This window comes from Metallosphaera sedula DSM 5348 (assembly GCF_000016605.1).
Classification (GTDB): domain Archaea; phylum Thermoproteota; class Thermoprotei_A; order Sulfolobales; family Sulfolobaceae; genus Metallosphaera; species Metallosphaera sedula.
In genome coordinates this window covers 1,586,660-1,611,520 of record NC_009440.1, presented here as the reverse complement: position 1 = coordinate 1,611,520, position 24,861 = coordinate 1,586,660, and the positions used below count along the sequence as shown (strand labels likewise).

Here is a 24,861-nt window from a genome sequence, read left to right as displayed (position 1 = left end):
ACCAGTTATTCCATCCCTTAAGCTTCAACACTGAACCGTTATCAATAACGCTGATAGCAATGGGATTAATAGTACTGTTCCTCGTGGCCATAGGAGGAATGGTCTACGGTCTCTTCAAGGCAGTTAAGGCAGTACCCAATCTTACCACTAAACAATTCATCCTCTTCCTCCTACTATTGGCCGCTGGCTTGGTAGTCATCGGAATACTATTGCCATAACTAGAGCCTTCTACCGAGATATTCAAGTCCGAACTCATTTTCAATTTCAAGTAATCTATTATATTTTGATGTCCTTTCTCCTCTGGAAGGGGCTCCTGTTTTTATGAAGTCACTGTTTAGGCCTACGGCGAGGTCGGCAATGAAGCTGTCTTCGGTTTCACCGCTCCTATGACTAACTACGGTCTTAATGGAGTTGTCCTTAGCTAGATCGAAGAATTGAATGGTTTCAGTCAGCGTTCCAATCTGGTTAGCCTTAACAATAACTCCTCTAGCGGATTTCATCTCGATTCCCTTTCTAAGGTATCTCACGTTAGTGGTGAACAGGTCATCTCCAGTGACTATCACGTTCTTAATTCTGCTCTGCAACTCTGAATATCTGCTGAAATCGTTCTCCTCGAAAGGATCTTCCAGATATAGTAAGGGGTAACGGCTAGCTATATCAACATAAAACTCTATCATTTCGTCCGGGGACTTACTCGTGTTATCTATTTCATACACCCCTTTCTCAGGGTTGTAAAAATCCGAGGCTGCAGCGTCCATCCCCATGAAGACCCTCCCCTCCATTCCTGACCTCTTGATCGCCTCATGCACCAGCTTTAGGGCGTCCTCAGTAACGCTGAGCGGTGGGGAGATACCCCCTTCGTCTCCTAAAGCCGTGTATATCTTTCCGTATCTCTCCGTAACGAGCGACTTGAGGGTCTTATAAATCTTGGTAGAAGCAATTAAGGCCTCCTTTAGAGTGTCAAATTTCACCGGAATAACCATGAACTCCTGGATCTTTAACATGTTACCAGCGTGCAGACCCCCATTCAAGATGTTGAGGAGGGGTACAGGCAAGGTATGCGTCCTGGCTCCGCCAATATACATGAAAGGTTCCAATCCCATGGAAATTGACGCAGTTTTGGCGACTGCGATAGACGTAGCTATGGTTGCATTGGCTCCCAGCCTGGACTTATTCTCGGTCCCGTCCAACTCTATCATTATCCTGTCTATTTTTCCCTGTTCCCTCACATCTAGACCCATGAGGGCAGGTGAAATGTAGTAGTTTATGGAATCCACGGCTCCCTTAACCGAGCCGTCCTTGTCCCTAAGTTCCACGGCCTCCCGAGTCCCCTTTGACGCTCCTGAGGGCGCGTCTCCAGTAGCCCTTATCCCGGACTCCAAGGTAACCCTGGCTCTAACAGTTAAATTTCCTCTAGAATCAATAATTTCATATCCCTGGACATTAGCTATCGAGAAACCGTTCATCATTTTAATTCATCTCAACTCACCATACATAGGCTAAAATGTTAATGGTACCAATAGCTCTCTTCCTGTTTTACGGCATTATGTCACCCATTTACTATCATCTGTTGAAGGACAAGATGAGCAATCAGACCGCGTTTGCGGTAACATGGGTTACAGCTCCTTTTTTAGCCTCTTATCCTTATCTTTCATCTTATCTGTACATTCTTCCAATTATTCTAGCATTAAATATAATAGGTTATATCCTAATAATAAAAAAGAGCTACAAATATATTTATAATGGATTACTTTTCCTTACTGCATCCGTTATAACGATACTATTTTTTAAACTGTTACCTTACATATAACCCCGTATGCCCAAGAAGAAACAAAGTGAACCGGACGTTTGTCCTAACTGTGGGACTAAGGTTGAGAAGCCAATAAAGACGTGGAACCTAGTGTCACCCCTTCCTGATGCCTACGGTAGAATAACTATAACAGTGATGGGTTCATATGAGTGCCCCAATTGTGGTCATAGATGGAGGGCAGTGGTTTCCAAAATAAGGGCAGGCGGATCGGAGGTAGAGGTTGAGGGTAAGAAAGGCGTGAAGAAGTTCGGTGGGGAGAAGAAGGAACAGAGGACAGATGAAGGGGAAATAATAGAGCTGGATCTAGGCGATCTGGATGAAGAAGAGTGATATAGCGATCATCATTCTTATCGCCCTAGTTTATATCGTGTTCTACTCTAATATTGTAAGCTCCGCGAGCGTAGAGGGAGTATCAATGTATCCCATTTTTCAGAATGGCGCACTCACTTTCTATCAGTCTCCCACACACATTACGTATCACTCAATCATAATATACAGGTCACCTCAACTACACACCTATGTGATCCATAGGGTCATTAGAGTAGACGGAACGTATTACGTAACCCAGGGGGTAGATAAGATATCAAACCCGCAACCTGATAATCAAATAGGGTTAGAACCGGCCCCTGGCGTTCCCTCGAGTGATGTAATAGGAAAAGTTACTGAGATAGATGGGTATGTGATTTCCATTCCTTACTTGGGTTACCTATCCATTCTACTTTCTTCCTTGGCTCGCTAACCTAGACTTGAGAACCCTATAGGTTGGGGTCATAGTGCTCGGATGATTTGCCTTAACCTGATCAAGTCTACCCACTGACGTGTTTTGGGGAGCCGAAGTAATGGAGGAAGGGTTGGAATATGCTTTCTCCACAATATCCTTGATTGCGTTGGCGTACTGATCCAGGACTTCTATGGGCTCAGTTTCTGTGGGCTCGATCATCAGAGCCTCCTCCACATTGGGCGGGAAGTATATGGTGGGCGCATAGAAGCCCCTGTCGAGTAAAGCCTTGGCTATATCAAACGCAGTCACCCCAGTTTCCTCTGCCAGTTTCTTTGCGCTGAATACTACCTCATGTTTTCTGAACCGGTGAGGAGCCATCAACTCCAGTCCCCTCACTCCTCTAAGTTTCGCTATCAGGTAGTTTGTGGCCAATGTACTCATTCTTCCAATCATGGACACTCCCTTTCCGCCAAGGCCAAGAATGTAGGCATAGGACCTCATCAGGTTACCAAAGTTTCCGTTAAACACCGAGATCTTCCCTATGGACCTCTCAGGCTTAACAAGATAGTACCTCTCTCCCTTGGACACTATGGGGTACGGGAGATACTTAGTCATCTTACCCTTGGCACACACGGCTCCAGCCCCTGGACCTCCACCCCCATGGGGGACTCCGAAGGTCTTGTGAAGATTGAGATGAACTATATCAAATCCCATGTCCCCTGGTCTCACTATTCCCAGGATTCCGTTTAGGTTAGCGCCATCATAGTAGAGGACTCCGTCTACCGAGTGAACCAGCTCAGCTATCTCCTTGATGTTTTCCTCAAAGAGTCCCAAGGTATTAGGATTAGTTAACATGAACCCTGCAACGTTATCTGATATTGTCCCTTTGAGCACGTTGAGGTCAACCAAGCCCTCCTGGTTAGACTTGATGTAGATCACTGAGAAGCCAGCCATTGCTGCGCTTGCCGGATTTGTTCCGTGGGCTGAGTCAGCAACAAGCATCTCCTCCCTCCTCCTATTCTGATCCCTGTGGTATTTCCTGATCATGAGCACGCCAGCCAGTTCGCCAGCTGATCCCGCCGGAACCTGTAAGCTACATTCGTCCATTCCCGTTGCCTCAGCAAGCCACCTTTGCATTTCGTACATTACCTCTAGGTTCCCCTGAACAGTGTCCTGATCCTGTAATGGGTGAGTCCTATCTGCAACCCCTGTCTCTTCCTCTATCTTTGGATTGTACTTCATGGTGCATGATCCCAAAGGCATCATTCCAGTGTCAACGCCAAAGCTCATCTGGGATAGTCTCACGAAGTGCCTAACGACCTCAAGCTCCGAAACCTCGGGAAGTTCAGGCTCCTTTCCCCTCTTGATCTTTTCAGGTAACTTAATTTCCACGTCTAGGTCTTCCTTAGGTACGAGGAAGCCTTGTCTTCCCTTCCCCTTATACTCCGTGATTAGAGGTTCATCCCAATACGCCTGCCTCCACATTTAGGCCACCTCCTTCATGGCATTAACTAGATCATCTATTGCCCGCTTGGTATGAACTTCAGTCACGCAGAACAGAGCTTCCCTAGGACCTAGTCTCAACCCTCCGTGGATACCCCTCCTGAGTAACTCGGAGTGAATCCTATCATAATCTGACCTAAACACAAATGTGAACTCCTCAAAGAAATCCGACTCCCACTTCCTCTTGCCCAGTTCCTCATCCTCCATCCTCTTTAGGGCGTAATGAGACCTCTTATAAATCTCCGTAGCTAACTCCCTGATGCCCTCTTTCCCAAGGAGGGATAGGTAGACGGCGTTGGCCAGAGCAATCAGGGCCTCATTTGTGGTAATGTTGGATGTTGCCTTCTCTCTTCTCGCGAACTGTTCCCTGGTCTGGAGAATTAGGGTGAAACCTCTTCTTCCTTGAGAGTCTTGTGTCATACCCACGATCCTTCCGGGCATCTGTCTCACAAGTTTCATGTCCATCCTAGTGGCGAGAATACCGCTATATGGGCCTCCAAAGTTGAGCGGTATTCCTAGTTCCTGTCCATCTCCAACAGCTATATCGAACCCAAGTTCACCTGGCGTCTTTATTAATCCCAGAGAGAGTGGACTAACCCCCATGATGCTCACCACATTATTTTTCCTGGCCCAGTCGGTAACGTACTCCAGCTCTGTCTCAACTACTCCAAAGAAGTTGGGTTGTTGAATGTAAATTGAGGATATCTCGTCCGAGTTGAGCGATGACAGGAAGTCCAGGTCTATTTTACCGTCCTTCCCAACAGGGATCTTGACCACTTCTAGCTCTCTCCCTGATACCCAAGTCCTCAGAACTTCTTCGTGAAGCGGGTTGATGGATTCTGGAATTACTACTTTTCTTTTACCGTTTATTCTGTACCCCATCAGGACTGCTTCAGCCAGACTACCTCCCCAATCATAATGCGACGAGTTTACCACGTCCATCTCGAGGAGCTCAGCCATGAGGCTCTGGTACTCAAATAGGCCCTGCAGAAGACCTTGATTGACCTCAGGTTGATAGGGAGTGTAGGCAGTGTAAAACTCAGACCTGGATAGGATGAACCTTATCACCGAAGGAATCGAGTGGGGATAGGCTCCAGCCCCAAGAAAAGGGGGATATCTTAACTTTAGGTTCCTTTCGGCCACTTGGTTTAATCTCCATCTTATATCCTCCTCCGGCAAGGGAGAGTCGTAGCCTACCTTCAGTTCCCTCCGCAGTATCAAATCCCTTGGAACGTCTTGAAAGAGCTGTTCTACGTCGTCTACCCCAATCTCCCTCAACATGTCTTTAATCCTAGATATATTTGGAAGCCAGGGATGGTTGTCCATTTAAACTCCATCAGCAAATATCAAACAATAGAAGGCGGTTATGAATGTTTTGGACTCCCTTGATTAACTTTGAGGAAAAGTTAGGAGCAAATCTAGGTGAGTTTGCAGGCTGGAAAATGCCCATGACCTACACCTCCTACCAAGAGGAGCACATGGCAGTCAGGACAAAATCTGCCTTTTTCGATTTGTCCCACATGGGTAGGCTAAGGATAACTGGAAAACTCCAAGAGTTTGAAAATCTTGTTGCAAAAAAGGTTTCAGATTCCTCACCTGGCACCATGGTTGGTCCTACGGCCTTTCTTAACGATAAGGCAGGCTTCGTGGATGACGTGATGACCTACAAGGTATCAGAATCCGAGTTTCTTGTGGTGACCAACGCAATAAACAGGGAGAAGGTGATAAACTGGATCAGGAAGAACTCTTCCCTCGAGGTTGAGGACTTAACCTTTGACCTAGTCATGATAGCTCTTCAAGGACGTGGGATCTGGGAAGTGGCGGAGAAACCTGATCTGTCTCCTCTGCAGTTTAAGCTGAACGCTAAGTTTGAGGGGCACGAGGTTTTCCTTTTGAGTAGGTCGGGTTGGACTGGAGAGGATGGATTAGAGTTCTGGGCGAAACCCGAGGTGGCTCAATCCATCCTGGAGAGGCTCATAGCTCGAGGAGTGAAGGGGGCTGGCCTAGTAGCTAGAGATAGCTTAAGGCAGGAGATGGGTTTCGTCCTCTATGGAGAGGACATAGGAGAAGACGTTAACCCCGTGGAAGCTAGGTACTGGGTTTACTCGCTGGATAAGGACTTCATAGGGAAAGGTGCCCTTTTGGATATCCTGAGGACGGGTGTGGACAGATTAAGAATTGGTATAAAACTACCCAAGAACCAGAGGGTGATTCCTAGGAACTCCTCCAAGATCAAGATAGCAGGGAAAGAAGTAGGTTACGTGACCAGTTCGACCTTTTCTCCCTATCTATCAAGGGTTATAGGCATGGGCTACCTAAGTTCCAGGCATTTCCTCATGGGTGGAAACGCAGAAGTTGAGGTAAGAGGGAAGGATTATAGCGTTAAATTGTCGGATTTCCCACTATTTAAGTGAGGCGCTTAATTTGAGCGAAATAAGGGTTGGTAAATACGTTCTCAAAACTGATCTGCTTTACACTGAAAGTGATGAGTGGGTTAAGCTAAACGGTATGGAAGCAGTAGTTGGGATAACGGATTATGCTCAAAAGAAGCTTAGGGATATCGTGGGAGTGGATTTACCTAAGAGAGGGCAGAAGGTAACCCTTGGGGAGGTGGTAGCGGTCGTGGAGTCTGTTAAGGCTGCAGCCGACATATACTCACCGCTTTCAGGGGAAGTAACTGACGTTAACGAGGAGCTAACTTCGAGCCCAGAGCTAATAAACAAGGATCCTTACGGCTCTGGTTGGCTATTCAAGTTAAGGATCAGTAACCCAGAGGAAAGTAAAAAGCTTCTCTCTCCAGAATTATATGCGGAGAAGATTAAGGGTGATTAATGTGGAGGAAGGATTTGAGATAGAGGAAAATTATGTCCCTGATATAAGGAAACCCGCGTACATGATCGTAGGTATACCTGATGCTGGTCTAGTTGGGGAGATAGCCACAGAGTATATGATCGGTAAGGGTCTAGTTCAAGAATACGGCCAGGTGTTTTCCAGAAAGTATCTTCCACCAATACTTCACGTTGATGATGGTGTTGCTAAGTCTCCCCTAAGGCTCTATTACGGAAAGGATATCAACGTCATAGTCCTTCACTCGTGGACCGCCCTCCCGGTGAATTCAGCCTATCCCCTAGCTAGGTTCATAACAGATTATGCAATAAGGTATGGCATCAGCTCAATAATTTCCATTACGGGACTTCCCATACCCAACAGACTCGATATAGATAAACCATCAGCTTACTGGATAGCTAACTCGAAGGATTTAGCTTCTAGTTTGAGCGGGCTCGACAATGTTCAGAAATTTGGTCAGGGTTATATCTCCGGTCCATATGCTCCCATTCTCTATGAGACTGCCAAGAAAAACATTGGCAACTTCGCCATTGTGGTGGAGTCTTTTCTGGACATACCGGATCCGGAGGCCTCAGCTGTAGCCCTAGAAATAGTCGGAAAATACCTGGGTTTCACCATTGATACGAGCGCTCTCTTGCAGGAGGCAGAAGAGATAAGGTCCAGGATCAAGGGTCTAATGGAGCAAACCAAGAGGGAGCTTCCCACTTACTCCTCAGGAAAACCAATGACCTACGCGTGAAAGACATGCCAGCATATAAGGATCTATACGACATGGTAAAGAAGGCGATAGAGTCTGAAATGAGAGAAATGGAAAACTTGGTAGAGTTAATGTCAAACGAAATAAGGGAGTCTGTGGAGAGGGAGAGTTGCCTTGTCCCACTCTACAGTGAGCAGAGAAGGGAAAACGAGCTGATCTACATTGTGGATGTGCCCCACCTGAAGGAGGAAACCGTTTACGTCAAATTGGACGGACAGAACCTTGAACTTTCCTGCACTAACTCGAGGGGAGTAAAGTATAGATTGAAGGTAAAAATTCCCAAGGAACTCGAAGGATCAGAGGTTAAGGTCTCCAGGGTAAAGGGACGTATAACCCTAAGGTTAGTCAAGACAGAAACTAAATGACAATTTCAAAGTTTCAAGGTTACTTTAAATTTACTTTCTAACTTTATTTGCGATCATATAAAGTATCAAAACTTTACGAGTAATAATAAAAGCCCCTTTTTCAAAGTCTTATGAAGACGTTGCAACATGTTTATAAACGGCGTTTAAGATAACTAGTTAAGGGATCATTTTGGAGGAGCTTAACAATGCCAAGGACATAGAGACCAGGAAGGTACAGAAGCTTGGTTCATCTTCCCTGTTCATTACTCTGCCCAAAAAGTGGATTAACAAGTGGAACGTGAAACCAGGCGATAAAATCTTGATCGAGGTCTCAAGCGACGGTTCACTTAAGCTGATTGCAGAGAAGATAAAGATGGAGAACAACCATAGGTCCATTAAGATCGACGTTGACTCACTGAAGCAACCCATCCCCAGTATAATCCCGTGCCTTTATACTCTTGGATATGACGAAATTATCCTGGAATCCAGGAAATCTATCCAGCAAAAGGACGTTGAGGACCTAATTCAGGTAACAAAGCAGATAGTTGGAGTCGAGGTAACTGAAACCTCGGAGACAAGAATTAAGGTGGAATGCCTTTTGGACACCGAAAAGGTGGGGATAGAGTCTCTCCTCAGGAGGATGTTAAATACCGTGGCCAAGAGGGTAGACGAGGTTATTGCACTCATATCAGGGGAAACGCCAAAGGAGAACGCGGGTAACCACGAGGATCTACGAAGGCTCTATTACATGCTAATGAGGAGAGTTATGGGAAGCAAATATGAGACCGCCAAGAACATGACCAAGAACTCGCTTATAGTGATAAATACGACTACGCTTCTCAACGTGGATACTGTAATAGATAAGTTGATGGAAGCTGTGAGGTCCTCTAATCCGGACAAAGAGGAGTCTAAGATTCTAGTCGAGACCTTGAAGAAGGTTAACGATCTCCTGGATGAGGTCATCATGACCGTTCTCTTCCCCAGCACCAAGAGGGTTCTAAATGGTCTCAACCTAGTCAAGGAATCCAGGTCTAACTTATCTCAACTTAACAACACGCCAATTGTGGAGTATATCAAGCAGATAGTGGGGCTTTTGGAAAGCGCCCTAGAGAATTCCTCCTGCACCCTGTTCTTGGAGGATATGCCTTGGATAGAAAGAAACTTAACTTAAGATGCAATAAATGGTGTGTGGTGAATTGACAATGTCAACACTTAAAGTTGAAAACCTTCACGTTGAGGTTGAGGGTAAGGAAGTCCTTAAGGGAGTTACGTTCGAGGTCAAGAGCGGAGAGATACATGCTTTGATGGGTCCTAACGGAAGCGGTAAAACCACCCTTTCCTTGGCTCTCATGGGACACCCCAAGTATAAGATAACCAAGGGTTCAATCATACTCGACGGTGAGGACATAACAAACCTAGAGACAGACGAGAAGGTCAAGAGGGGGCTATTTCTAGCCTTTCAGAACCCCATAGAGATAAGCGGGGTCAAGTTGTCCACCCTTCTCGTGGCCGAGTATAACAGGATATCAGGCTCCAATAAGTCCGTGTCAGAGATAGTTGGTGATGTTAGGAACATTGCCAAGTCTGTTGGACTTAACGAGACCCTTCTGAACAGGGGAGTCTTTGACGGCTTTAGCGGTGGTGAGAAGAAAAGGACCGAGATTCTTCAGATGTTGCTCATGAAACCCAAGTTTGCTATCTTGGACGAGCCCGACTCCGGAGTTGATGTTGACGGATTGAGGATAATTTCAGAAGGCATAAAGAAACTCAGGGCCGAAAACAACACAGGCTACGTGATAATCACGCATTACAGGAGGATCCTAGATTACGTCAATGCCGATAAGGTCCATGTTCTATATAGGGGAACAATAATAGCCAGCGGTGGAATGGAACTGGCAAAGCTCATTGACGAGAAGGGCTATGAGGGAGTAATTAAATCTCGCAACTGATTTTTAAACTTTAATTTTCATTTAGCTTAATTTAGTTGAGAAGATATAATAGAAAGGCTTATAGCTTATCTTTAACACAGTTAAAGATGGTAAGAAAGATGACAGAAGAGAAACTATCGCTAGACATGAACGAAATTCTCAACGCGTCCATAGAGGCGAAGTATGAGAAATTGGACCAACATGAGTTTCACAGGAGGATAGTTGAGTCAGGGCTAACCAAGAGCACAATTGAGGAGATCTCCAAGATAAAGAAGGAACCAGAGTGGATGTTGAGGCTTAGGCTAAAGTCCCTTGAGCTCTTTGAGAAGATTCCAACTCCAAACTGGTTACCTGATGTGCTAGGCTCACTTAACGTCTCAAGCCTTGAGCTCTATGTGAAACCTGACGTTGATCAGACCAACAATTGGGATCAGATTCCAAAGGAGATCAGGGATTACTACGATGTCCTTGGGATACCAGAGTCCGAGAAGAAGTACCTCGGCGGGTTAGTGGCAGTCTTTGAGTCCGAACCCATTTACTCCAACGTGAAGGAAGAGCTGACCAAGAAAGGTGTAATAATGATGCCACCAGAGGATGCCCTGAGAAAGTATCCAGACTTCATGAAGGATTACTTCATGAAGATCTTTCCAGCATCGGATCATAAGTTCGCTGCACTACACGGTGCCCTCTGGAGCGGGGGAGTCTTCGTTTACGTGCCCAAGGGAGTTAAGATAACGACTCCGGTGGAAGGCTTCTTCATCATTGGAAGGGAGATGGAGGGACAGTTTGAGCACACGTTGATAGTTGCCGATGAGGGGTCTTATCTGCACTTCATTGAGGGTTGTAGTGCCCCACAGCTCAGGAAGTTCTCCTTCCACGACGGGATGGTTGAGCTTTATGCCAAGAGGAACGCTAAGATAAAGTTCACCACGATCCAGAACTGGAGCAAGAACGTGATTAACTTCAATAACAAGAGAGCATGGGCAGACGAGAGTGCCAACATTGAGTGGGTTGAGGGATCTCTAGGTTCCAAGTACAGTTTCGTATATCCAACCACGATCCTGAGAGGCCAAAACGCAAGTTCCACCAGCCTTGTGGTCACTCTGGCCTCGGGTGAAGGTGAGTGGAAGGATAGCGGTTCCAAGATGATACACGCGGCGCCCAACACAAAGAGCAAGATCGTCAACAAGAACATAGGTTTCGGCGGAGGCGTTAACATATACCGTGGACTAATTAAGGTCAACAAGGGAGCCAAGGGAGCTAAGGCATTTGTAAAGTGTGACTCACTCATGCTAGACGAGAGGACCAAGGCCTACACCTTCCCGCATAACCAGGTCCTTGAGGATGACGCTGACGTGGCCCACGAGGCTCATACCTTCAGAATGAGTGAAGATCAGCTATTCTACTTGATGAACAGGGGAATAGGAGAGAAGGAGGCCACATCAATGCTAGTACTAGGCTTCATTGACGAAATCATGAAGGAGCTACCCTTCGAGTATGCCACGATGCTTAACAAGGTTATTAAGCTGGAGCTGGATAAGCTGGGAGCAGTGGCATGAATGCCTGTCGTGGATCAAGATAGCTTCCTCAAGTATATTTCGTCCTTGGGCTCCAAAGCAGAACGAGAAGAGATTTTTCAGAAATATCTAACCTTACCCTATCAGGTAATCAGCGACTCCCCCACCATAAAGCACTACACTGAGTGGTCTGTTTTTGATGCCCTCAATTTAGGTATAGAGGGCACTCCCATCAAGGACCTCTCTGTCCCGCTTGAGGGCTATAATTCATTTGTTATTGGGAATAACATACCCCTGAATTTCTCACCACTTGACTCCGTAAGCTCAGGCCTGGTTAAGCCAGAGGACCACAAGCTCGTGGCTTTAACCCTGGCGGGTTCCAGGAAGATATTGATTAACAAGGGAGGGAAATACCTCGTTTATAACAGATGTCAGGGAAAAGTCTTTTGTCCAGTTCTAGTAGAGGTCAGTGTTCCAGATGGGGACAACGTGGACTTGATCTACTATTCCGACGGTTCGGAGGGAGCCATGCCTTCCGCTGTGATCTCCCTGGACGTTCCAAAGGGCTCCTCCATGTCTTTCTCCATAGTCAACTCAAGCCGAGATTCCTATGCCTATACCTACACCAAGGGATCGATCAAGGGAGAGATCAATTCCTCGATTTTCTCCGTGGGCCAATCCCTAGGGCACACGGAGTATCACGTGGAACTGTCAGATGAGGCAGTTGCCAACTTTAACGCTAAGAGCCTCGGAATAGGAAATAATAGGGTCAATGTTCTCGCCAACGTGAATCACGTGGGAAGAAAGAGCGTTAGTAACGGGGTACTGAAAGCAGTTGCCTCCGGTAGCTCCTACACGGTGATTAGGGGAGACGCGGTCATAGGAGAGAACGCCATTGACTCCTCCACAACAATACTGGGAAGGGCGCTCATCATAGGCGACGATGCTAAGGCCGTGGTTGCGCCTATGCTCGAGGTAAAGACTGGGAAAATTATCACAGCGAAGCACTCGGCCTCAGCCTCAAAGGTGAATGAGGATCTCATTTTCTATTTGGAGAACAGGGGGCTAGACAAGAAGTGTGCCGAGGGACTCATAATCAGGGGCTTCCTAACCGACGATAATGATAACGACATAATCAGGAAGCTTGTTGAGGACGTGATTAGCAAGATGGGATATTAACACTTTCAGTTATCTCCCTGTTTCTTTCCCGTGGGAAAATCCTAAATATATTGTAGCTTTTCAAGGTAGTAATACCGAGAAAATGAGAGTAATCACGTTTAAAGCGGAAGAGGATCTCCTGCTGAAGCTGGATCTCTACGCTATGAACAAGAGAACTCCAAGGAGCGAGATTATCAGGGACGCACTCAGGAAGTATCTAGAAGCCGCTGGCGGGATTTGAACCCGCGACCGCCGGCTGGCTTGGGAAACCTTACAAGGCCGGCGCTCTGGCCAGGCTGAGCTACAGCGGCACGTTATAACTATTTTTTGAACCCATTAAAATCTAACTCATGGCCCGTTAACTAGTTTTCTAAGGAGTCTTTAGTTACATACATCAGTAGAGATGAACGGGTCCTTGCGCTTTAAGTATACTCTCCGTACGTGTAATCGTGAAGAACCTGCTTGTCACGATTTCTGCGAGGTAGTTATCTAACTCCAGGTAATGTTCTAAAATTACCACATGGAGATGGTGCCGCCGCGGGGATTTGAACCCCGGACGACCGGATGACCCAGCATCCGTATGAGTCCGGCGCTCTGGCCAGGCTGAGCTACGGCGGCACGTTATAACTATTTTTTGAACCCATTAAAATCTAACTCATTGAGTATGCGACCAGAGCGTTGCATTCTCTCAAGCCTATTGAGATTAGTTGATGCTCGCGCAGCGAAATTCGTCAATCCACGCTAGTGTGTAGGTATCTGAAAATTAATGCGCTTCACTCAATCAGAACTATCTGTAAGGATAGGCGTCAAGTAATTAGATATTGGATACTAATTCCACGCTATAATCGAAGAGAGCCCAGGTTAGCAAGATCTATGTTTAGAAAGCCGTTATTTCAGGACTTACATGACAATCTCCTTGAACCTTAACCTCACGTGTAGTGTCGCAAGCACTAAACCTAGAATCAATGAGAGCAATCCCAACTCCAAAAACCTGGAGTTAAGGGTCATAGGAGAATAGAGTGTGGCTCCCTGGATCAATATTAGGACTAGCCCAAGTATCATTCCGCCCAAGATGGCTGACTTGGTCCTCCTGCTTACCTGTCTAAATTGGAGTCTTCTCCTCCACAGTTCACCCAAGGCGTAAAAGATCACTATCCCGACATCTATGAGAAGGTATTTCATAAACGCGGTGTACAGGAAATTTTCCCACCAACTTAACAGATTGTTAATCTCGTAGAGTTGAATGAAGATGAAGCTACCGTAGAAGATTGTCCAATCCACCAACCTGCTGTTCTTAAATGGGCCATAGACCCTGATCCATGGCATACTTTCTATCTCCCTAAGTCCAGGATCCGCAGTCCTATTGACGAGGGTAGAAGGATCTTCTAGGTACCACATTATCCCCTTTTCTCTGGATACCTTCCCGTCATAGTGAAGCTTAAACGTCTTAACTAGTCTTCCAAGTGGGAAGAAAAGTTCGATGCCTCTATCCGTGGGGGAGGTTAACAAGTCTAGTCCAAAGTGGAGAAACATCCCTAGTCCCAGATAGAAGTTGAAGTACATCACAGCTAGTCCAATAAAAACATTATGAAAGAGGGCCCTATGCAGTTGATACTTTGCAAATATCTTTCGTCTGGTGAAGATGTATTCCCTGTCTAGGTCAGGCAAAGCTGCACCGATTCCAACGAGAACTGCCAGGGGGATGTTGTGGAATAGGGCTAGACCTACCGCCAGTGCAAAGGCTATGTGTGAATTTAGATTCATGAGATGAGAAATTGCCTCCGCTTTTTAGTTTTCTCACAGTAAAAGCCCGAGAACTAGATGAAAGATCCTCTGAAAGGATCGTGACCCAGGGCATAGGTATCCCTTTATCTCCTGAGGGTTAACAGAATTGGAAGTTTACTTATGGGTTGCCTTTTGAGTAATCATAGCTGAATGCGAGGATAGACCCTCGTGGATATGTTCAGATGGGTAAGAGACCCCTAAGGTAGAACATAACGTAAACCCCAAGTTTAGGAGATAGTCTCAAAGAAGGTAGCCGGGCCCGGATTCGAACCGGGGTCCCAGGGGCCAGAGCCCTGGATCCTTGGCCGCTAGACTACCCGGCTAATTAAAGTAATTGAATTCCACGTTATAAAGCTTCCTTAATATCCCGTTAAGTCGTTCTGCGTCGTGATTAACTGTGCACAAGAAGTTTTGTGCTGGTTATTTCTCAAGGTTTTTATTGTAGCCATCTAAACATTAATGAATGCCCTGGAATATCTTCAGGAAAGATAAGCGACGATTTGAAAGGGATAAGTTTGGCGAATGGGCCATAGTTGGATCAAATAGGGAGCTCTCCTTTCTTGCCAATACAGTCTCCAAGGCCATTTCGAAGGCAGGCTCCAGGAAGAACGAGATATATATTCTCCAATACCTCAAGGATCCAGTTATTCCAAATCTCTTCTCGTTGAAGGGAATGGTAGAGACTAGCTATAATGTGTCCGAGATGACCTTTCAAGACTCGTTGAGGAAGGTCTTTGACGACATTGGGAACGTGGGCGAGATAAGGACCGTGAAGCTCAGATTGTGTAATGACGTCTTCCTTTTCTTCAACTTCAACTTTATTGCGAAGAAGATTAAGAACTCAACAGGAGACGTTAGGCTTCTCATCCCTCCACTGGGCGTCTCCAGTTCTCAAATTCCCTACACTGTCGAACATCTCTTCAACGCCATGATGGGGAGCGAAGGAGACCAATGCACCGTCGAGACAGACTTCATGGATTCCAGGATAGCCAAGGTAACCTTTAACTGCAGAAAAGTTCACCTGGACTACTTCAGGATAAGGGAATCCTTTTCCTACTTTCTTGATAGCTCTCTAGGTTTAAGGCTAAAGACTAGGACTCCAAATCCTCAGACAACTGAGGTGGAGATAGTTCTCCTCAACCTTAGGAGGGAGTCCCTGATCCCCCTGCTCTGGGATAACTTTCTCTCGATCTATCCATCGTGCTAAAATTTTAATCCCCTTGTTTAAAATGATCGCGGGGATCAATTCTGATTAAGGTAAATGACATGAATATTCCCACACTGGATGATCTCAACTTCAGCAACAGCAAGGTTCTTGTGAGGATTGACATAAACTCGCCCGTTGATTCAAAGACGGGCAAACTTCTAGACGATTCCAGGATTAAGGCTCACGTTGAGACTATTCGTGAACTTGTGAGCCGAGGGAATGGGGTGGTCCTGGTCTCGCATCAGGGAAGACCAGGCGACAATGACTTTACGGATCTCGAGGAACACTCGAGACTACTACAGAAACATCTCGATATGGAAGTTGAGTTTGTGGGGGACGTCATGGGGCCCTATGCCAGGGAGAGGATAAGGAACATGAAATTAGGGTCCGTCCTTCTTCTAGATAATGTCAGGTTCGTATCGGAGGAGTTAATAGAGGCCTCTCCCCTTCAACACTCGAGGAGCTTTCTGGTTCGCAGACTTCAACCACTCTTCCAGGGTTACGTGAACGACGCCTTTGCTACAGCCCACAGAAGTCAGGCTAGCCTCGTGGGTTTCCCACTTGTCCTAAGATCCAGTGCAGGAAGGGTAATGGAGAAGGAGGTATCAGCTCTAGCCAAGGTCTTCAACGAGGGAGAGGAGCCCAAGGTCTTCATCATGGGTGGCGGGAAGGTTCTGGATAGCCTCAGGATAATTGAGAATCTCGTGAAAAGGAGACTAGCTGATAGGATATTGACCGGCGGGCTCATTGCTGAGCTCTTCGCGGTTGCCAAGGGACTAGACCTGGGGAAAGACAATCTTCAGGTTCTTGAGAAGGCCGGAGTTCTTAGCTTAGTTCCAAGGGCGAGAAAACTTCTCTTGTCTGGAGCTCCCGTGGAGATTCCCGTAGACTTCAAGGTGGAGAAGGGAGGTCAGGTATACGAAGAACCTGCAAACAAGGTCACAGCAGTAATCAAGGACGTAGGCTCAACTACAGTTGGGATATATTCGTCATTTATAAGGGACGCGAAGATCATTGTCATGAGGGGACCAATGGGGGTAATAGAGGACGAAAGGTTCAGGGAATCTAGTAGAACGCTTCTCAAGAACTCACTGGAGAGTCCCGGTTACCTCATTGTCGGGGGTGGTCACATGATCAGCCTCCTTGGGGGAATAGGACCCCTAGATAGTTCCAAGGTTCACGTATCCACAGGAGGTGGAGCTCTCCTCCTTTTCCTTGCAGGCGAAAGGTTACCGGCCCTTGAGGCCCTAGACATTTCAGCCAGGGAGGTGCTCAAGAAATGATCAAGGTAGCAGTTAACGGTTACGGAACCATTGGTAAGAGGGTCGCGAGTGCGATCCTTGCACAACCTGACATGACCTTGGTAGGGGTATCTAAGACCTCGCCCAACTACGAAGCATATCAGGCCCAGAAGATGGGGATAAACCTCTACGTAACTAAGGAGTCGCTGAAGGAGTTTGAGGAGGCAGGGATCAAGGTAAAGGGAGTCCTGGAGGACATGATCAAGGAAGCTGACGTTGTGGTGGACGCCACTCCAAACGGCGTTGGTGCCCAATATAAGCAGGTTTACTCGTCCATGGGTAAGAGGGCACTATTTCAGGGAGGAGAGAAGGCCAATGTGGCTGACGTTTCCTTCTCAGCTCTTTGCAACTATGACGAGGCAGTGGATAAGCGGTACGTAAGAGTCGTGTCCTGTAATACCACTGGGCTATTGAGGACGCTGTGCACCCTGAACAGGGTAAGCAAGATTGCGAAAGTCAGGGGAACCATAGTGAGGAGAGCTGCTGACCCAAAGGAAGTGAAGAAGGGACCCATCAATTCCCTTGTACCTGATCCAGCCTCGATCCCAAGCCATCATGCGAAGGACGTTAATACAGTGCTCAAGGACCTGGACATTGTAACCATGGCAGTGGTGGCTCCCACGACACTGATGCACGTTCACCTTCTAGACGTCACGGTAAGTAGCCCAGTTACTAAGGAGGACGTCCTCTCGGTGCTCAGCTCAACCCCCAGGATACTTCTGGCATCTGGGAAATCTAAGGTGTCCTCTACCGCTGAGATAGTTGAAGTTGCCAGGGACATGGGGAGACCCAGAAATGACCTATATGAGCTGGTGGTCTTCGAGGACTCCGTCTCAGTCAGGGGAAACGAGGTCTTCTTAATGTACGCAGTTCACCAGGAATCTATCGTTGTCCCTGAGAACGTGGACGCAATCAGGGCGGTCTCAGGTTTCGCAGACGGAAGGAAGTCAATTGAGATGACCAACGCCTCCATGGGAATTGGAAAGGGATACCTGGTGTGATGACATGGGATCTCCAACTTACACCGTAAGTATGTGGTTTAGGAAGATCTTGGTTCCGGTGGACGGCTCGGAGAACAGCATGAGGGCGCTGGAACTAGCTGTTGACTTCAGCCTGAGATACGGGTCCAGGGTTACAGTGTTCTACGCATGTGATAGGTGCTCAGATAAGGAGACTATACAGAAGCTGGTAAGGGAGAAAATTGAGGATAGAATAGACTACGACTTTCGTGTGGCAGACGTGCCAAGGGATAGTAGCACGTCCAACGAGATCATCAAGGTTCTATCGGAAGGCGTGTTTGACGCCGTGATAATGGGAGCCAGGGGGAACACGACGAACAGTGACATCAACACAGGTTCAAATGCCCTCTCTGTTGTCGTTAATGCCCCTGTAACGGTTATAGTTGTAAGGTAAGTTTTGGGACTCTATTACGTTAACGTTCAAATGCCTTAGAACGCGTAATAGAGGACCTGGTCTAAAGTTAGCTCTTTTTAGCTGAGTAGTAAGACATTCTGCCAAGGAATTCGGTTTAGTGTAACGTAGAAGAGTATATCGCTGAAAGTTCTTACGAGTCTAACACTTTTCTGAATCTAGAGTTGAGATTTGTTCAAGTTGAAGCCATCCGGCACATCTTCCTATACTTTCTAAGTAAAGTGAGAAAGATTCTTATCTTGCTTTATCAGTATACTGATAAGACTTCGTGACTCCAAATGGATTCCTCCGGGTGAACTATGCGAGCAGGAAAGACGAGGTACCTAGAAGAGAAATAGAGAACCTTATGTAGGTGAAGGGGAAAAGGAAAGTCATCACTTGGGACTACGAGGACGAGATTGATGGAATTAGCTTTGCTCCGCTATGGAGATTTCTCCTGAAGTGAATTTGAAACCAGACCTGTCTAGAGTATCATCGGGATCAGCTTTGAGTTATACTTGGACAGATCATACGTTAGCGCGTACTTAACCTCAAGGAATCTGGATCTCATCTCGGTTACCTTCCTTCTCATCTCGTTAATGTCCCTCTTATCCACGAGGATCTGCTTCATCAATTCTGCTATCTCTTCCATCTCACCCTCCTTCATCCCGAATCTCGTCATTTCCTGAACCCCAATTCTTATTCCGCTTGGATCATTAACTGCCTCCGGTGGATCGTGAGGTAAGAGGTTCTTGTTCACTATGATGTTAGCACTCTCGAGAGTCTTCGCAACGTAGGCTCCTCCTCCAAGGTTCTTCACGTCGACAGCAACCTGGTGACTCTTGGTGTATCCCAGGTGTTCTCCTATCACCTTGAAGCCGAAAGAGGCTAGGGCCTCCGCCAAGGCTTTCGAGTTCCTGGTTATCTGCTTAGCGTAATCCTCCCCGTAAACCTTCATCTCGAGCGCAGTTACAGCCGTGGAGGGTAACCTATGTAGATGGTGGTTACTCACGAACCAGGGGAAGATTGTCCTAGACACCTTCTTGAACTCCTCCTCCTCGTTCGAGAATATGGCTCCGCCTTGAGGTCCTGGAAAAGTTTTGTGGGTAGAAACATTAAGGAAGTCAGCTCCCTCATCAAGAGGATTACTCCAGACCTTACCAGTCATGAGCCCATAAACGTGGGCTGCATCATACACCAGCTTTGCCCCCACCGAGTGAACGTGAGGCGCGAGGTCCTTAGTGGGATGCGGGAAAAGGTAAAGGCTACCTCCCAGAACAACGAACTTGGGCTTAATCTGCTCTATCATTTTCACTGCCCTATCCACGTCAACGTTCATGTTTTCCTCATCGTATGGCATCTCTATGTGCTCTATTCCAAGGGCCCCAAGGGTTCCAAACTTTGTGTGACTAACGTGAGCCCCAGCCTGAACCGGTGCGATTAAAGCCTTGTCTCCAGGATTGGCCAGAACCCTGAACACTGCGGCGTTGGCCAACGTACCACTTGTGGGTCTTAGGTCGCAGAACTTGCTCCCCGTGACCTGGTTCATGTAGTCCATGGCCAGAGTCTCGACCTCATCCACGTACTTCGTTCCCTGATAGAACCTCTTGAAGGGTTTTCCCTCAGCGTATCTTGACATGAAATCGCTCATGTAGAGGGCTTCAGCCAAGGGACTCATAACGTTCTCGGAGGCAATCAGATTGATGGTCTCAGTCCTTCTCCACCTGTTCTGACTTCTGGTGAGCTCAATCACTTTTTCGAGTTCCTTTTGAACGTCCATGAGTCTTAGATTAATTCCAAAAAATTAAGTCTTCATGCCCCTACCTAAGCGCAGGTGTGCTTTCCCTAGCTCCCTTGTGGAGAGAGCAGACAGAAGGTTCAGCTCGCCAGCCAAGACGGCGGCGGAGATTATCTCTGCAAGTTTTCTGGCATTACTCCCAGGTGGATTGCCACCTCCGTCTACTCCCATCATAGAGAGGGCCTCCCTTTGCGTGGGTAACCTCGTCCCTCCTCCAACAGTACCTACCTCGAGGGAGGGAAGGGTGACGGAGATGTATAGATCACCGTTCCTGTTCTCTACCCAGGTATAACCCGTACTGCTCTCAACCACCTGCGCAACGTCCTGTCCTGTGGCGATGAAGATAGCAGCAATGATGTTTGCAAAGTGGGCATTGAACTGGAAGATTGTGCCAGCCCTAGCTCCACCCAACCAGTTCTTTCTCAGGTTGACCTCCTGAATCCTGTCTGCAGTAGTTCTCAGGTGAGTCTCGAGAATCCTTGAGGGTATCAATGCCTCAGCGACCACGCTCTTACCCCTTCCCAGGAGTTCGTTGGTCATCGACTGTTTCTTGTCACTGCAGGCATTTCCGCTAACTGCAACGCACCTCGCCCTGGGGAACTTCTCCTCTAGGTAGGAGCATGCGGCCTCGGTTGCCACGGTAACCATGTTCATTCCCATGGCATCACCGGTCTCATACTCAAACCTCAGCCAGACGTTATTTCCGAGCTGTAGTGGATCTATCTTGATAAGTCTAGCGTGAGACGAGGTAGACTCGGCAACCCTCTTTATCTCCTGAAAGTTGCTCTTGACCCATTCCGTGAACTTGAAGGCGTCCAGCGCTGACTCAAAGGTAAACACTGGAGCCCTTGTCATCCCATCTCTCAGGACCTTTGTCCTAACGGGGCCAGCATGTCTCAGGACCTTCATTCCCCTATTAACGCTGGCAATCAACGCCCCTTCCGTCGTGGCAAGGGGAACGAAAAATGAGCCCTTAGCATAATCTCCCTCAACCATGATGGGACCGGCGACCCCTAGAGGTACCTGGGCAGCCCCTATCACGTTCTCGGCGTTCCTTCCCTTAACATCGAGGTAGTCTATGATCGTTGCCCCAATCGAAGGAAAACTCTTTCCCGTGAGCTTCTCTATTGCCATCCTCCTGGCTACTACGGCAGCGTTTCCATCGAGGTGCTCATCAACCTTGTGAAGCTCTATCTCTCCCTTAACTACCTTCTCCACAACTTCATCAATTTTGTCCATCACTTACCAACCTAAATTTCGTGCCGTACTCTATAAGCCCATTGCTAGAGTCAACCCTTAACCTCCTTATTGTGGCCTCTACCCTCTGTCCCTCCCTAGGTTCCTCGTCTACGTCTACCAGGGGAGCTACTAGCTCAACCCCCTCGTCGAGCCTTATGAGACCGTAATAGACTGGGGATTCCTTCTCGTGGCCAGTCCTGACCTGGTGGGAAACCGTGTAGGACACAAGTACCCCCTTCCCTGAGAGTCTCTTGGTGGTTACCCTGAAGGAACCGCAGTTACTGCATACAGTCCTGGCTGGAAAGTTCACATGACCGCACTTCTCGCAGACTGAGGCCACGAGAGAGTAGTGGGTATCCTTGTTTCTCCAGATCTTAGGTGGTAGAATCCTCATATTCTCACCTCGAAAGAGCTACGGTAACCGCAACTGAACCCAGGTCGTCCATGGATACAACGAGCCCCCTCCTTGCGTCCTTAACCCTTCTCCCCTTGAATGTCCCCGTGAGCTGGGCATATCCCTCAGCAACCTGGTAAACTCCCGTGGCGCCTCCCGGGTAACCTCTTGCCTTTAGGCCTCCGGAGTAGTTAACCTGAACTTGATCAAGGTGAAGAAGGGATTTTCCCCTCTCAAGACCTAGCTCGTCTAGGATCATGGCCGCGGTAACACTGTAGGAATCGTGGATTTCGTAGAAGTCAGGCTTAAACTCCCTCCATGGGGATACGGCATCCCTAACGGAGAGCAATTCCCTCAGGTTAACCCCAGCAGTTGAGAAGCTAACCCCTTCTATCTTCACAGGTGCCTCGCTAACCTTCCTCGCGACCTCTTCGTTCGTGATCAGGACTGCTGAGGCTCCGTCTGCCCTCGCAGCCGTGTCGAAGAGCCTGAGCGGGTCAGACACAACCTGTGAGGAAAGGATCGTCTCCTTATCCACGGGGAATTTCAGGTAAGCGTAATGATTCTCAGAGGCATACTTGTGCATGAGATAGGGCCACTCAGCGAAGTACTCCCTGGGAACGTTGTACCTCCTCATGTAGAGCTTCATCTGGATTGCAGCGAAGGCCTGAGGGATTACCCCGGCCCTGTAGGAGAACTCCTCATCTAGGTTCTCAGCCAGTATGTCGTTCAGGTGAGATGCGGGGAAATCGCCGAGTTTCTCGGCTCCAACCACCAACACTGACTTAGCCGTGCCCGACTTCACTAGGGAGTAAGCGGAGTAGATTGCAGATCCTCCGCTTGCGTCTCCGTTCTCGACACGGATAGCTGGGATTCTGTAACCTAGGGCTCTTGCAAGTTTCCCCGCGAGCTGAACCTGCTCCTCGGTACTTTCACCATAGGCGTTGGCCAGTAGGAGAACGTCGGGTTTGTGCTCGCTAAGCTCCTCCTCGAGCTCCGAGACCGCAGCTATGGCGAGGTCCAGGAGGCTATTCTCATAATACCTATCAACCCTCAGGGTAGATCCTGTGGCAACGAAAACGTTCATGGGGTTTCACCTAGTCGTAAACCTTGAACTTGTGGGTTGTCTTTGCGTAACTCGCGTAATCCACGAGCTTCTTTCTTTGGATGTAGTAGTCCGTGGTGTGGGCTAACTTCTGTCTTTCAAGGATCTTATCAGTTATCACGAAGCTGTATGCGTCACTTCCAGCACCGCTCCCGAAGGGAGCAACGAGAACCCTCTGGCCAGGCTTGGCCACATCTAGTACCCTCGCGAACCCGAGGAGAGCCGAGGCATTGTAGGGATTCCCAATCAGGGTTGAGACCATCCCCTGTTTCACCTTTTCAAGTGGTACCCCAAGTTTCTTGGCCATCTGGAACGGGAACTTTCCGTTGGGTTGGTGAAACACAAAGTAGTCAAAGTCAGAAACCTTGAGCCCGGTGTCCTGAAGCAACCTATTCACGGCCTCATAAATGTGGGCAAAGTAAGCTGGTTCTCCTGTGAAGGCCTCCCCGTGAAGCGGGTAAGGCATTCCATCCCTCCTCCAGAAATCCGGGGTATCGGTAACGTAGGATGTACTCGCCTCGACCACAGCTGAGGCCTCCTCCGCTCTTCCGACAACGAAGGCAACTGCAGCTGCGGCAGAGCTTAACTCGAGGACGTCACCTGGGTTGGATTGGGCCGTATCAGATCCAACCACTAGGGAGTAGGAAACCTGACCGCTCTCGACCATGGAGAAAGCCATCCTGAGTCCTGCCGAAGCAGCCCTGCAGGCGAACTCTAGGTCTGCCGTTAAGGAGAACTTGGACAGACCAAGCGCGTCTATCAGGATCGCTGAGGTTGACTTCACTGCGTAAACCTTTGACTCAGAACCAAAGAGTGCCATCTCAACTTCCCTAGGGTCAATCATTGCCCTCGTTAGGGCATCCCTAGAGGCCTCAATTGCCATCGTCGTTGAGTCCTCATCAGCTGCTGGAACTGACTTCTCCGTGAGACCTAGTGCCTTAACAACTCCCTCCTCCTTGCCCCAAACAGAGGCAATATCGCTTACCTTAATTCTATACTTCGGAACGTAAGAGCCCCATCCAATGATACCTGTATGCATCCTGTCCCTTAATTCATCATGATTATAAAGGTTTTCGGTAATTGTCTATAGGGTTATAGACAAGAGTCGAAAAAAGATTAACTGGAGCTTCTATCTGCGAAGAAGACTTGGTACCGCCTAGGCTTTAGGGCCTCAACGATGAACTTGAAAGCAGCCTGGGGGTCGCTGTCCTCTCCGCAGGTGTAAACGTCTAGGGTAGCGTAGTTATATTCGTTCCATGTATGAAGTGCGATGTGGCTCTCCTCAATTAGGGCTATGACCGAGACTCCGCCCTTCTTTCCACCGAAGCTCCAGGACTTAGCCTCGACCAGGTTCATGTGAGCGATCTCAACTGCCTTCAGAACTAGATCCTTGAGGAGTTGCTCGTTGTTCAGGTCTTCCGGGTCAATGTCGTATAGGTTTCCGAAAACATGTTTCCCTACTATTCTGTCTTCGTGGGATTGGAACGTGACCTGTTCAGACATCTCCTGTTCTTGTACCCTCCGTGATGAAGAGGGATCTAGGATTAATAAATGTAACTAGAGGTTTTGAGGTAGAAAGAAGGGATGAGGAGAAAGGGAATTACTATGCGAAGGCAGTCTCGTTGGGGAGAACAGTGGCGAAAACTGAGACGTTGTAACCTGAGATCTCGAGGAGAAGAGTTCTGTTCCATACGTAAGAGGGGAGGGTGAAGTTGTAGATGAGGGGGCTGGGACAGAAGGTGTGATCTTGTTGGAGATGTTTATCCATTGACCGTGATAGTCATAGAATACGCCTTCTAGAGTGTAGTTGCTCCCTCCTCTTATCGTGAGCAAGGTCGATTTAGAGGGCGTGGAGTTGAAGAAGAGGAGGATAGATCCTCCATCTATTTGTCTTCTAAGGACGGAGATTTCGTCTACCTGTTGAGCTGAGGGTTTCGAGAAGTCGAGAACTAGGAAGGCCAGAGGTACTAGGATGACGACGATTAGGATTATTGCGATGATGAATGCAATGAATTCGGATTGAGCTTTCATTTTAAT

26 protein-coding genes, 3 tRNA genes and 1 pseudogene are annotated in these 24,861 nt (G+C 47.8%); 16 read left to right on the top strand and 14 right to left on the bottom strand.

Features of this window, described 5'->3' with window-relative positions:
• The first annotated feature begins 59 nt into the window (after positions 1-59).
• Positions 60-218, top strand: a complete 159-nt coding sequence (locus MSED_RS12520; RefSeq protein WP_225938841.1) for a hypothetical protein — start codon at positions 60-62, stop codon at positions 216-218.
• On the opposite strand, the gene eno is transcribed toward MSED_RS12520, so the two are convergent.
• Positions 219-1,469 carry a phosphopyruvate hydratase gene (gene eno / locus MSED_RS08505; protein ID WP_012021610.1) on the bottom strand — a complete coding sequence of 417 codons (1,251 nt, stop codon included), beginning with the start codon at positions 1,467-1,469 and terminating at the stop codon, positions 219-221. It abuts the gene before it with no gap.
• 347 nt (positions 1,470-1,816) lie between these two features.
• Here eno and MSED_RS08495 point away from each other — a divergent pair, with 347 nt between their 5' ends.
• Both MSED_RS08495 and MSED_RS08490 read left to right on the top strand, forming a co-directional pair.
• Positions 1,817-2,140, top strand: coding sequence for a hypothetical protein (locus MSED_RS08495; RefSeq protein ID WP_012021609.1), 324 nt, complete (start codon positions 1,817-1,819; stop codon positions 2,138-2,140).
• Entirely contained in the window at positions 2,121-2,549 is a 429-nt protein-coding gene (locus MSED_RS08490) for a signal peptidase I (protein WP_048060124.1), read from the top strand. The genes MSED_RS08495 and MSED_RS08490 overlap by 20 nt, the downstream gene beginning before the upstream one ends.
• Here MSED_RS08490 and gcvPB read toward each other — a convergent pair.
• On the bottom strand, positions 2,526-4,016 hold the full coding sequence (gene gcvPB / locus MSED_RS08485; protein ID WP_012021607.1) for an aminomethyl-transferring glycine dehydrogenase subunit GcvPB: 1,491 nt from the start codon (positions 4,014-4,016) through the stop codon (positions 2,526-2,528). The two genes, MSED_RS08490 and gcvPB, sit on opposite strands and share 24 nt — an antisense overlap.
• On the bottom strand, positions 4,017-5,360 hold the full coding sequence (gene gcvPA / locus MSED_RS08480) for an aminomethyl-transferring glycine dehydrogenase subunit GcvPA (RefSeq protein WP_012021606.1): 1,344 nt from the start codon (positions 5,358-5,360) through the stop codon (positions 4,017-4,019).
• A gap of 44 nt (positions 5,361-5,404) precedes the next feature.
• On the opposite strand from gcvPA, the gene gcvT reads away from it, so the two are divergent.
• The 9 genes from gcvT to MSED_RS08435 all read left to right on the top strand — a co-directional run bounded on the left by gcvT (position 5,405) and on the right by MSED_RS08435 (position 12,826).
• A complete protein-coding gene (gene gcvT / locus MSED_RS08475; protein ID WP_012021605.1) occupies positions 5,405-6,448 on the top strand; it encodes a glycine cleavage system aminomethyltransferase GcvT in 1,044 nt (347 codons plus the stop codon).
• 10 nt (positions 6,449-6,458) lie between these two features.
• A complete protein-coding gene (gcvH, locus tag MSED_RS08470; RefSeq protein WP_012021604.1) occupies positions 6,459-6,866 on the top strand; it encodes a glycine cleavage system protein GcvH in 408 nt (135 codons plus the stop codon).
• Entirely contained in the window at positions 6,859-7,620 is a 762-nt protein-coding gene (locus MSED_RS08465) for a proteasome assembly chaperone family protein (RefSeq protein ID WP_012021603.1), read from the top strand. Before gcvH ends, MSED_RS08465 begins: the two co-directional genes overlap by 8 nt.
• A gap of 5 nt (positions 7,621-7,625) precedes the next feature.
• On the top strand, positions 7,626-8,003 hold the full coding sequence (locus MSED_RS08460; protein WP_012021602.1) for a CS domain-containing protein: 378 nt from the start codon (positions 7,626-7,628) through the stop codon (positions 8,001-8,003).
• 169 nt (positions 8,004-8,172) lie between these two features.
• Positions 8,173-9,153 (top strand): AbrB/MazE/SpoVT family DNA-binding domain-containing protein, encoded by a 981-nt coding sequence (locus MSED_RS08455; RefSeq protein WP_012021601.1) that lies wholly within the window; start codon positions 8,173-8,175, stop codon positions 9,151-9,153.
• A gap of 31 nt (positions 9,154-9,184) precedes the next feature.
• Complete coding sequence (gene sufC / locus MSED_RS08450; protein ID WP_012021600.1) at positions 9,185-9,931, top strand: Fe-S cluster assembly ATPase SufC; 747 nt, start codon at positions 9,185-9,187, stop codon at positions 9,929-9,931.
• A 98-nt stretch (positions 9,932-10,029) separates the two neighbouring features.
• Positions 10,030-11,469 (top strand): Fe-S cluster assembly protein SufB, encoded by a 1,440-nt coding sequence (gene sufB, locus MSED_RS08445; protein WP_048060340.1) that lies wholly within the window; start codon positions 10,030-10,032, stop codon positions 11,467-11,469.
• On the top strand, positions 11,470-12,606 hold the full coding sequence (locus tag MSED_RS08440) for a SufB/SufD family protein (RefSeq protein WP_012021598.1): 1,137 nt from the start codon (positions 11,470-11,472) through the stop codon (positions 12,604-12,606).
• Positions 12,607-12,688: 82 nt separating this feature from the next.
• The gene (locus MSED_RS08435; RefSeq protein ID WP_048060339.1) at positions 12,689-12,826 is read left to right on the top strand and encodes a ribbon-helix-helix protein, CopG family; all 138 of its coding nucleotides are present in this window, start codon (positions 12,689-12,691) and stop codon (positions 12,824-12,826) included.
• Here MSED_RS08435 and MSED_RS08430 read toward each other — a convergent pair.
• From MSED_RS08430 to MSED_RS08415, 4 genes are all read right to left on the bottom strand, one after another.
• Positions 12,808-12,896: transfer RNA gene (locus tag MSED_RS08430), tRNA-Thr, on the bottom strand. The genes MSED_RS08435 and MSED_RS08430 overlap by 19 nt on opposite strands.
• Positions 12,897-13,112: 216 nt before the next feature.
• Positions 13,113-13,203: transfer RNA gene (locus MSED_RS08425), tRNA-Met, on the bottom strand.
• A gap of 282 nt (positions 13,204-13,485) precedes the next feature.
• Entirely contained in the window at positions 13,486-14,349 is an 864-nt protein-coding gene (locus MSED_RS08420; RefSeq protein WP_012021597.1) for a metal-dependent hydrolase, read from the bottom strand.
• Positions 14,350-14,620: 271 nt separating this feature from the next.
• A tRNA-Gln gene (locus tag MSED_RS08415) sits at positions 14,621-14,693 on the bottom strand.
• Positions 14,694-14,833: 140 nt separating this feature from the next.
• Here MSED_RS08415 and MSED_RS08410 point away from each other — a divergent pair.
• The 4 genes from MSED_RS08410 to MSED_RS08395 are packed head-to-tail and all read left to right on the top strand — an operon-like array spanning position 14,834 to position 18,291.
• Positions 14,834-15,577 carry a hypothetical protein gene (locus MSED_RS08410; protein ID WP_012021596.1) on the top strand — a complete coding sequence of 248 codons (744 nt, stop codon included), beginning with the start codon at positions 14,834-14,836 and terminating at the stop codon, positions 15,575-15,577.
• A gap of 41 nt (positions 15,578-15,618) precedes the next feature.
• On the top strand, positions 15,619-16,860 hold the full coding sequence (locus tag MSED_RS08405) for a phosphoglycerate kinase (protein WP_187146797.1): 1,242 nt from the start codon (positions 15,619-15,621) through the stop codon (positions 16,858-16,860).
• Positions 16,857-17,879, top strand: a complete 1,023-nt coding sequence (locus MSED_RS08400; RefSeq protein ID WP_012021594.1) for a phosphorylating glyceraldehyde-3-phosphate dehydrogenase — start codon at positions 16,857-16,859, stop codon at positions 17,877-17,879. Before MSED_RS08405 ends, MSED_RS08400 begins: the two co-directional genes overlap by 4 nt.
• Positions 17,880-17,883: 4 nt before the next feature.
• Positions 17,884-18,291, top strand: a complete 408-nt coding sequence (locus MSED_RS08395) for a universal stress protein (protein WP_012021593.1) — start codon at positions 17,884-17,886, stop codon at positions 18,289-18,291.
• A gap of 481 nt (positions 18,292-18,772) precedes the next feature.
• On the opposite strand, the gene glyA is transcribed toward MSED_RS08395, so the two are convergent.
• From glyA to MSED_RS08360, 7 genes and pseudogenes are all read right to left on the bottom strand, one after another.
• Positions 18,773-20,068 carry a serine hydroxymethyltransferase gene (gene glyA, locus MSED_RS08390; RefSeq protein WP_012021592.1) on the bottom strand — a complete coding sequence of 432 codons (1,296 nt, stop codon included), beginning with the start codon at positions 20,066-20,068 and terminating at the stop codon, positions 18,773-18,775.
• Between the two features lie 24 nt (positions 20,069-20,092).
• Complete coding sequence (gene hmgA / locus MSED_RS08385; RefSeq protein WP_012021591.1) at positions 20,093-21,325, bottom strand: hydroxymethylglutaryl-CoA reductase (NADPH); 1,233 nt, start codon at positions 21,323-21,325, stop codon at positions 20,093-20,095.
• The gene (locus MSED_RS08380) at positions 21,312-21,719 is read right to left on the bottom strand and encodes a Zn-ribbon domain-containing OB-fold protein (RefSeq protein ID WP_012021590.1); all 408 of its coding nucleotides are present in this window, start codon (positions 21,717-21,719) and stop codon (positions 21,312-21,314) included. Before MSED_RS08380 ends, hmgA begins: the two co-directional genes overlap by 14 nt.
• A 4-nt stretch (positions 21,720-21,723) precedes the next feature.
• Entirely contained in the window at positions 21,724-22,806 is a 1,083-nt protein-coding gene (locus MSED_RS08375; RefSeq protein ID WP_012021589.1) for a thiolase family protein, read from the bottom strand.
• Between the two features lie 10 nt (positions 22,807-22,816).
• A complete protein-coding gene (locus tag MSED_RS08370) occupies positions 22,817-23,863 on the bottom strand; it encodes a hydroxymethylglutaryl-CoA synthase (protein WP_012021588.1) in 1,047 nt (348 codons plus the stop codon).
• A gap of 77 nt (positions 23,864-23,940) precedes the next feature.
• Entirely contained in the window at positions 23,941-24,327 is a 387-nt protein-coding gene (speD, locus tag MSED_RS08365) for an adenosylmethionine decarboxylase (RefSeq protein ID WP_012021587.1), read from the bottom strand.
• 100 nt (positions 24,328-24,427) lie between these two features.
• Positions 24,428-24,855 (bottom strand): annotated as a pseudogene (locus MSED_RS08360) (hypothetical protein).
• Positions 24,856-24,861: the final 6 nt, after the last annotated feature.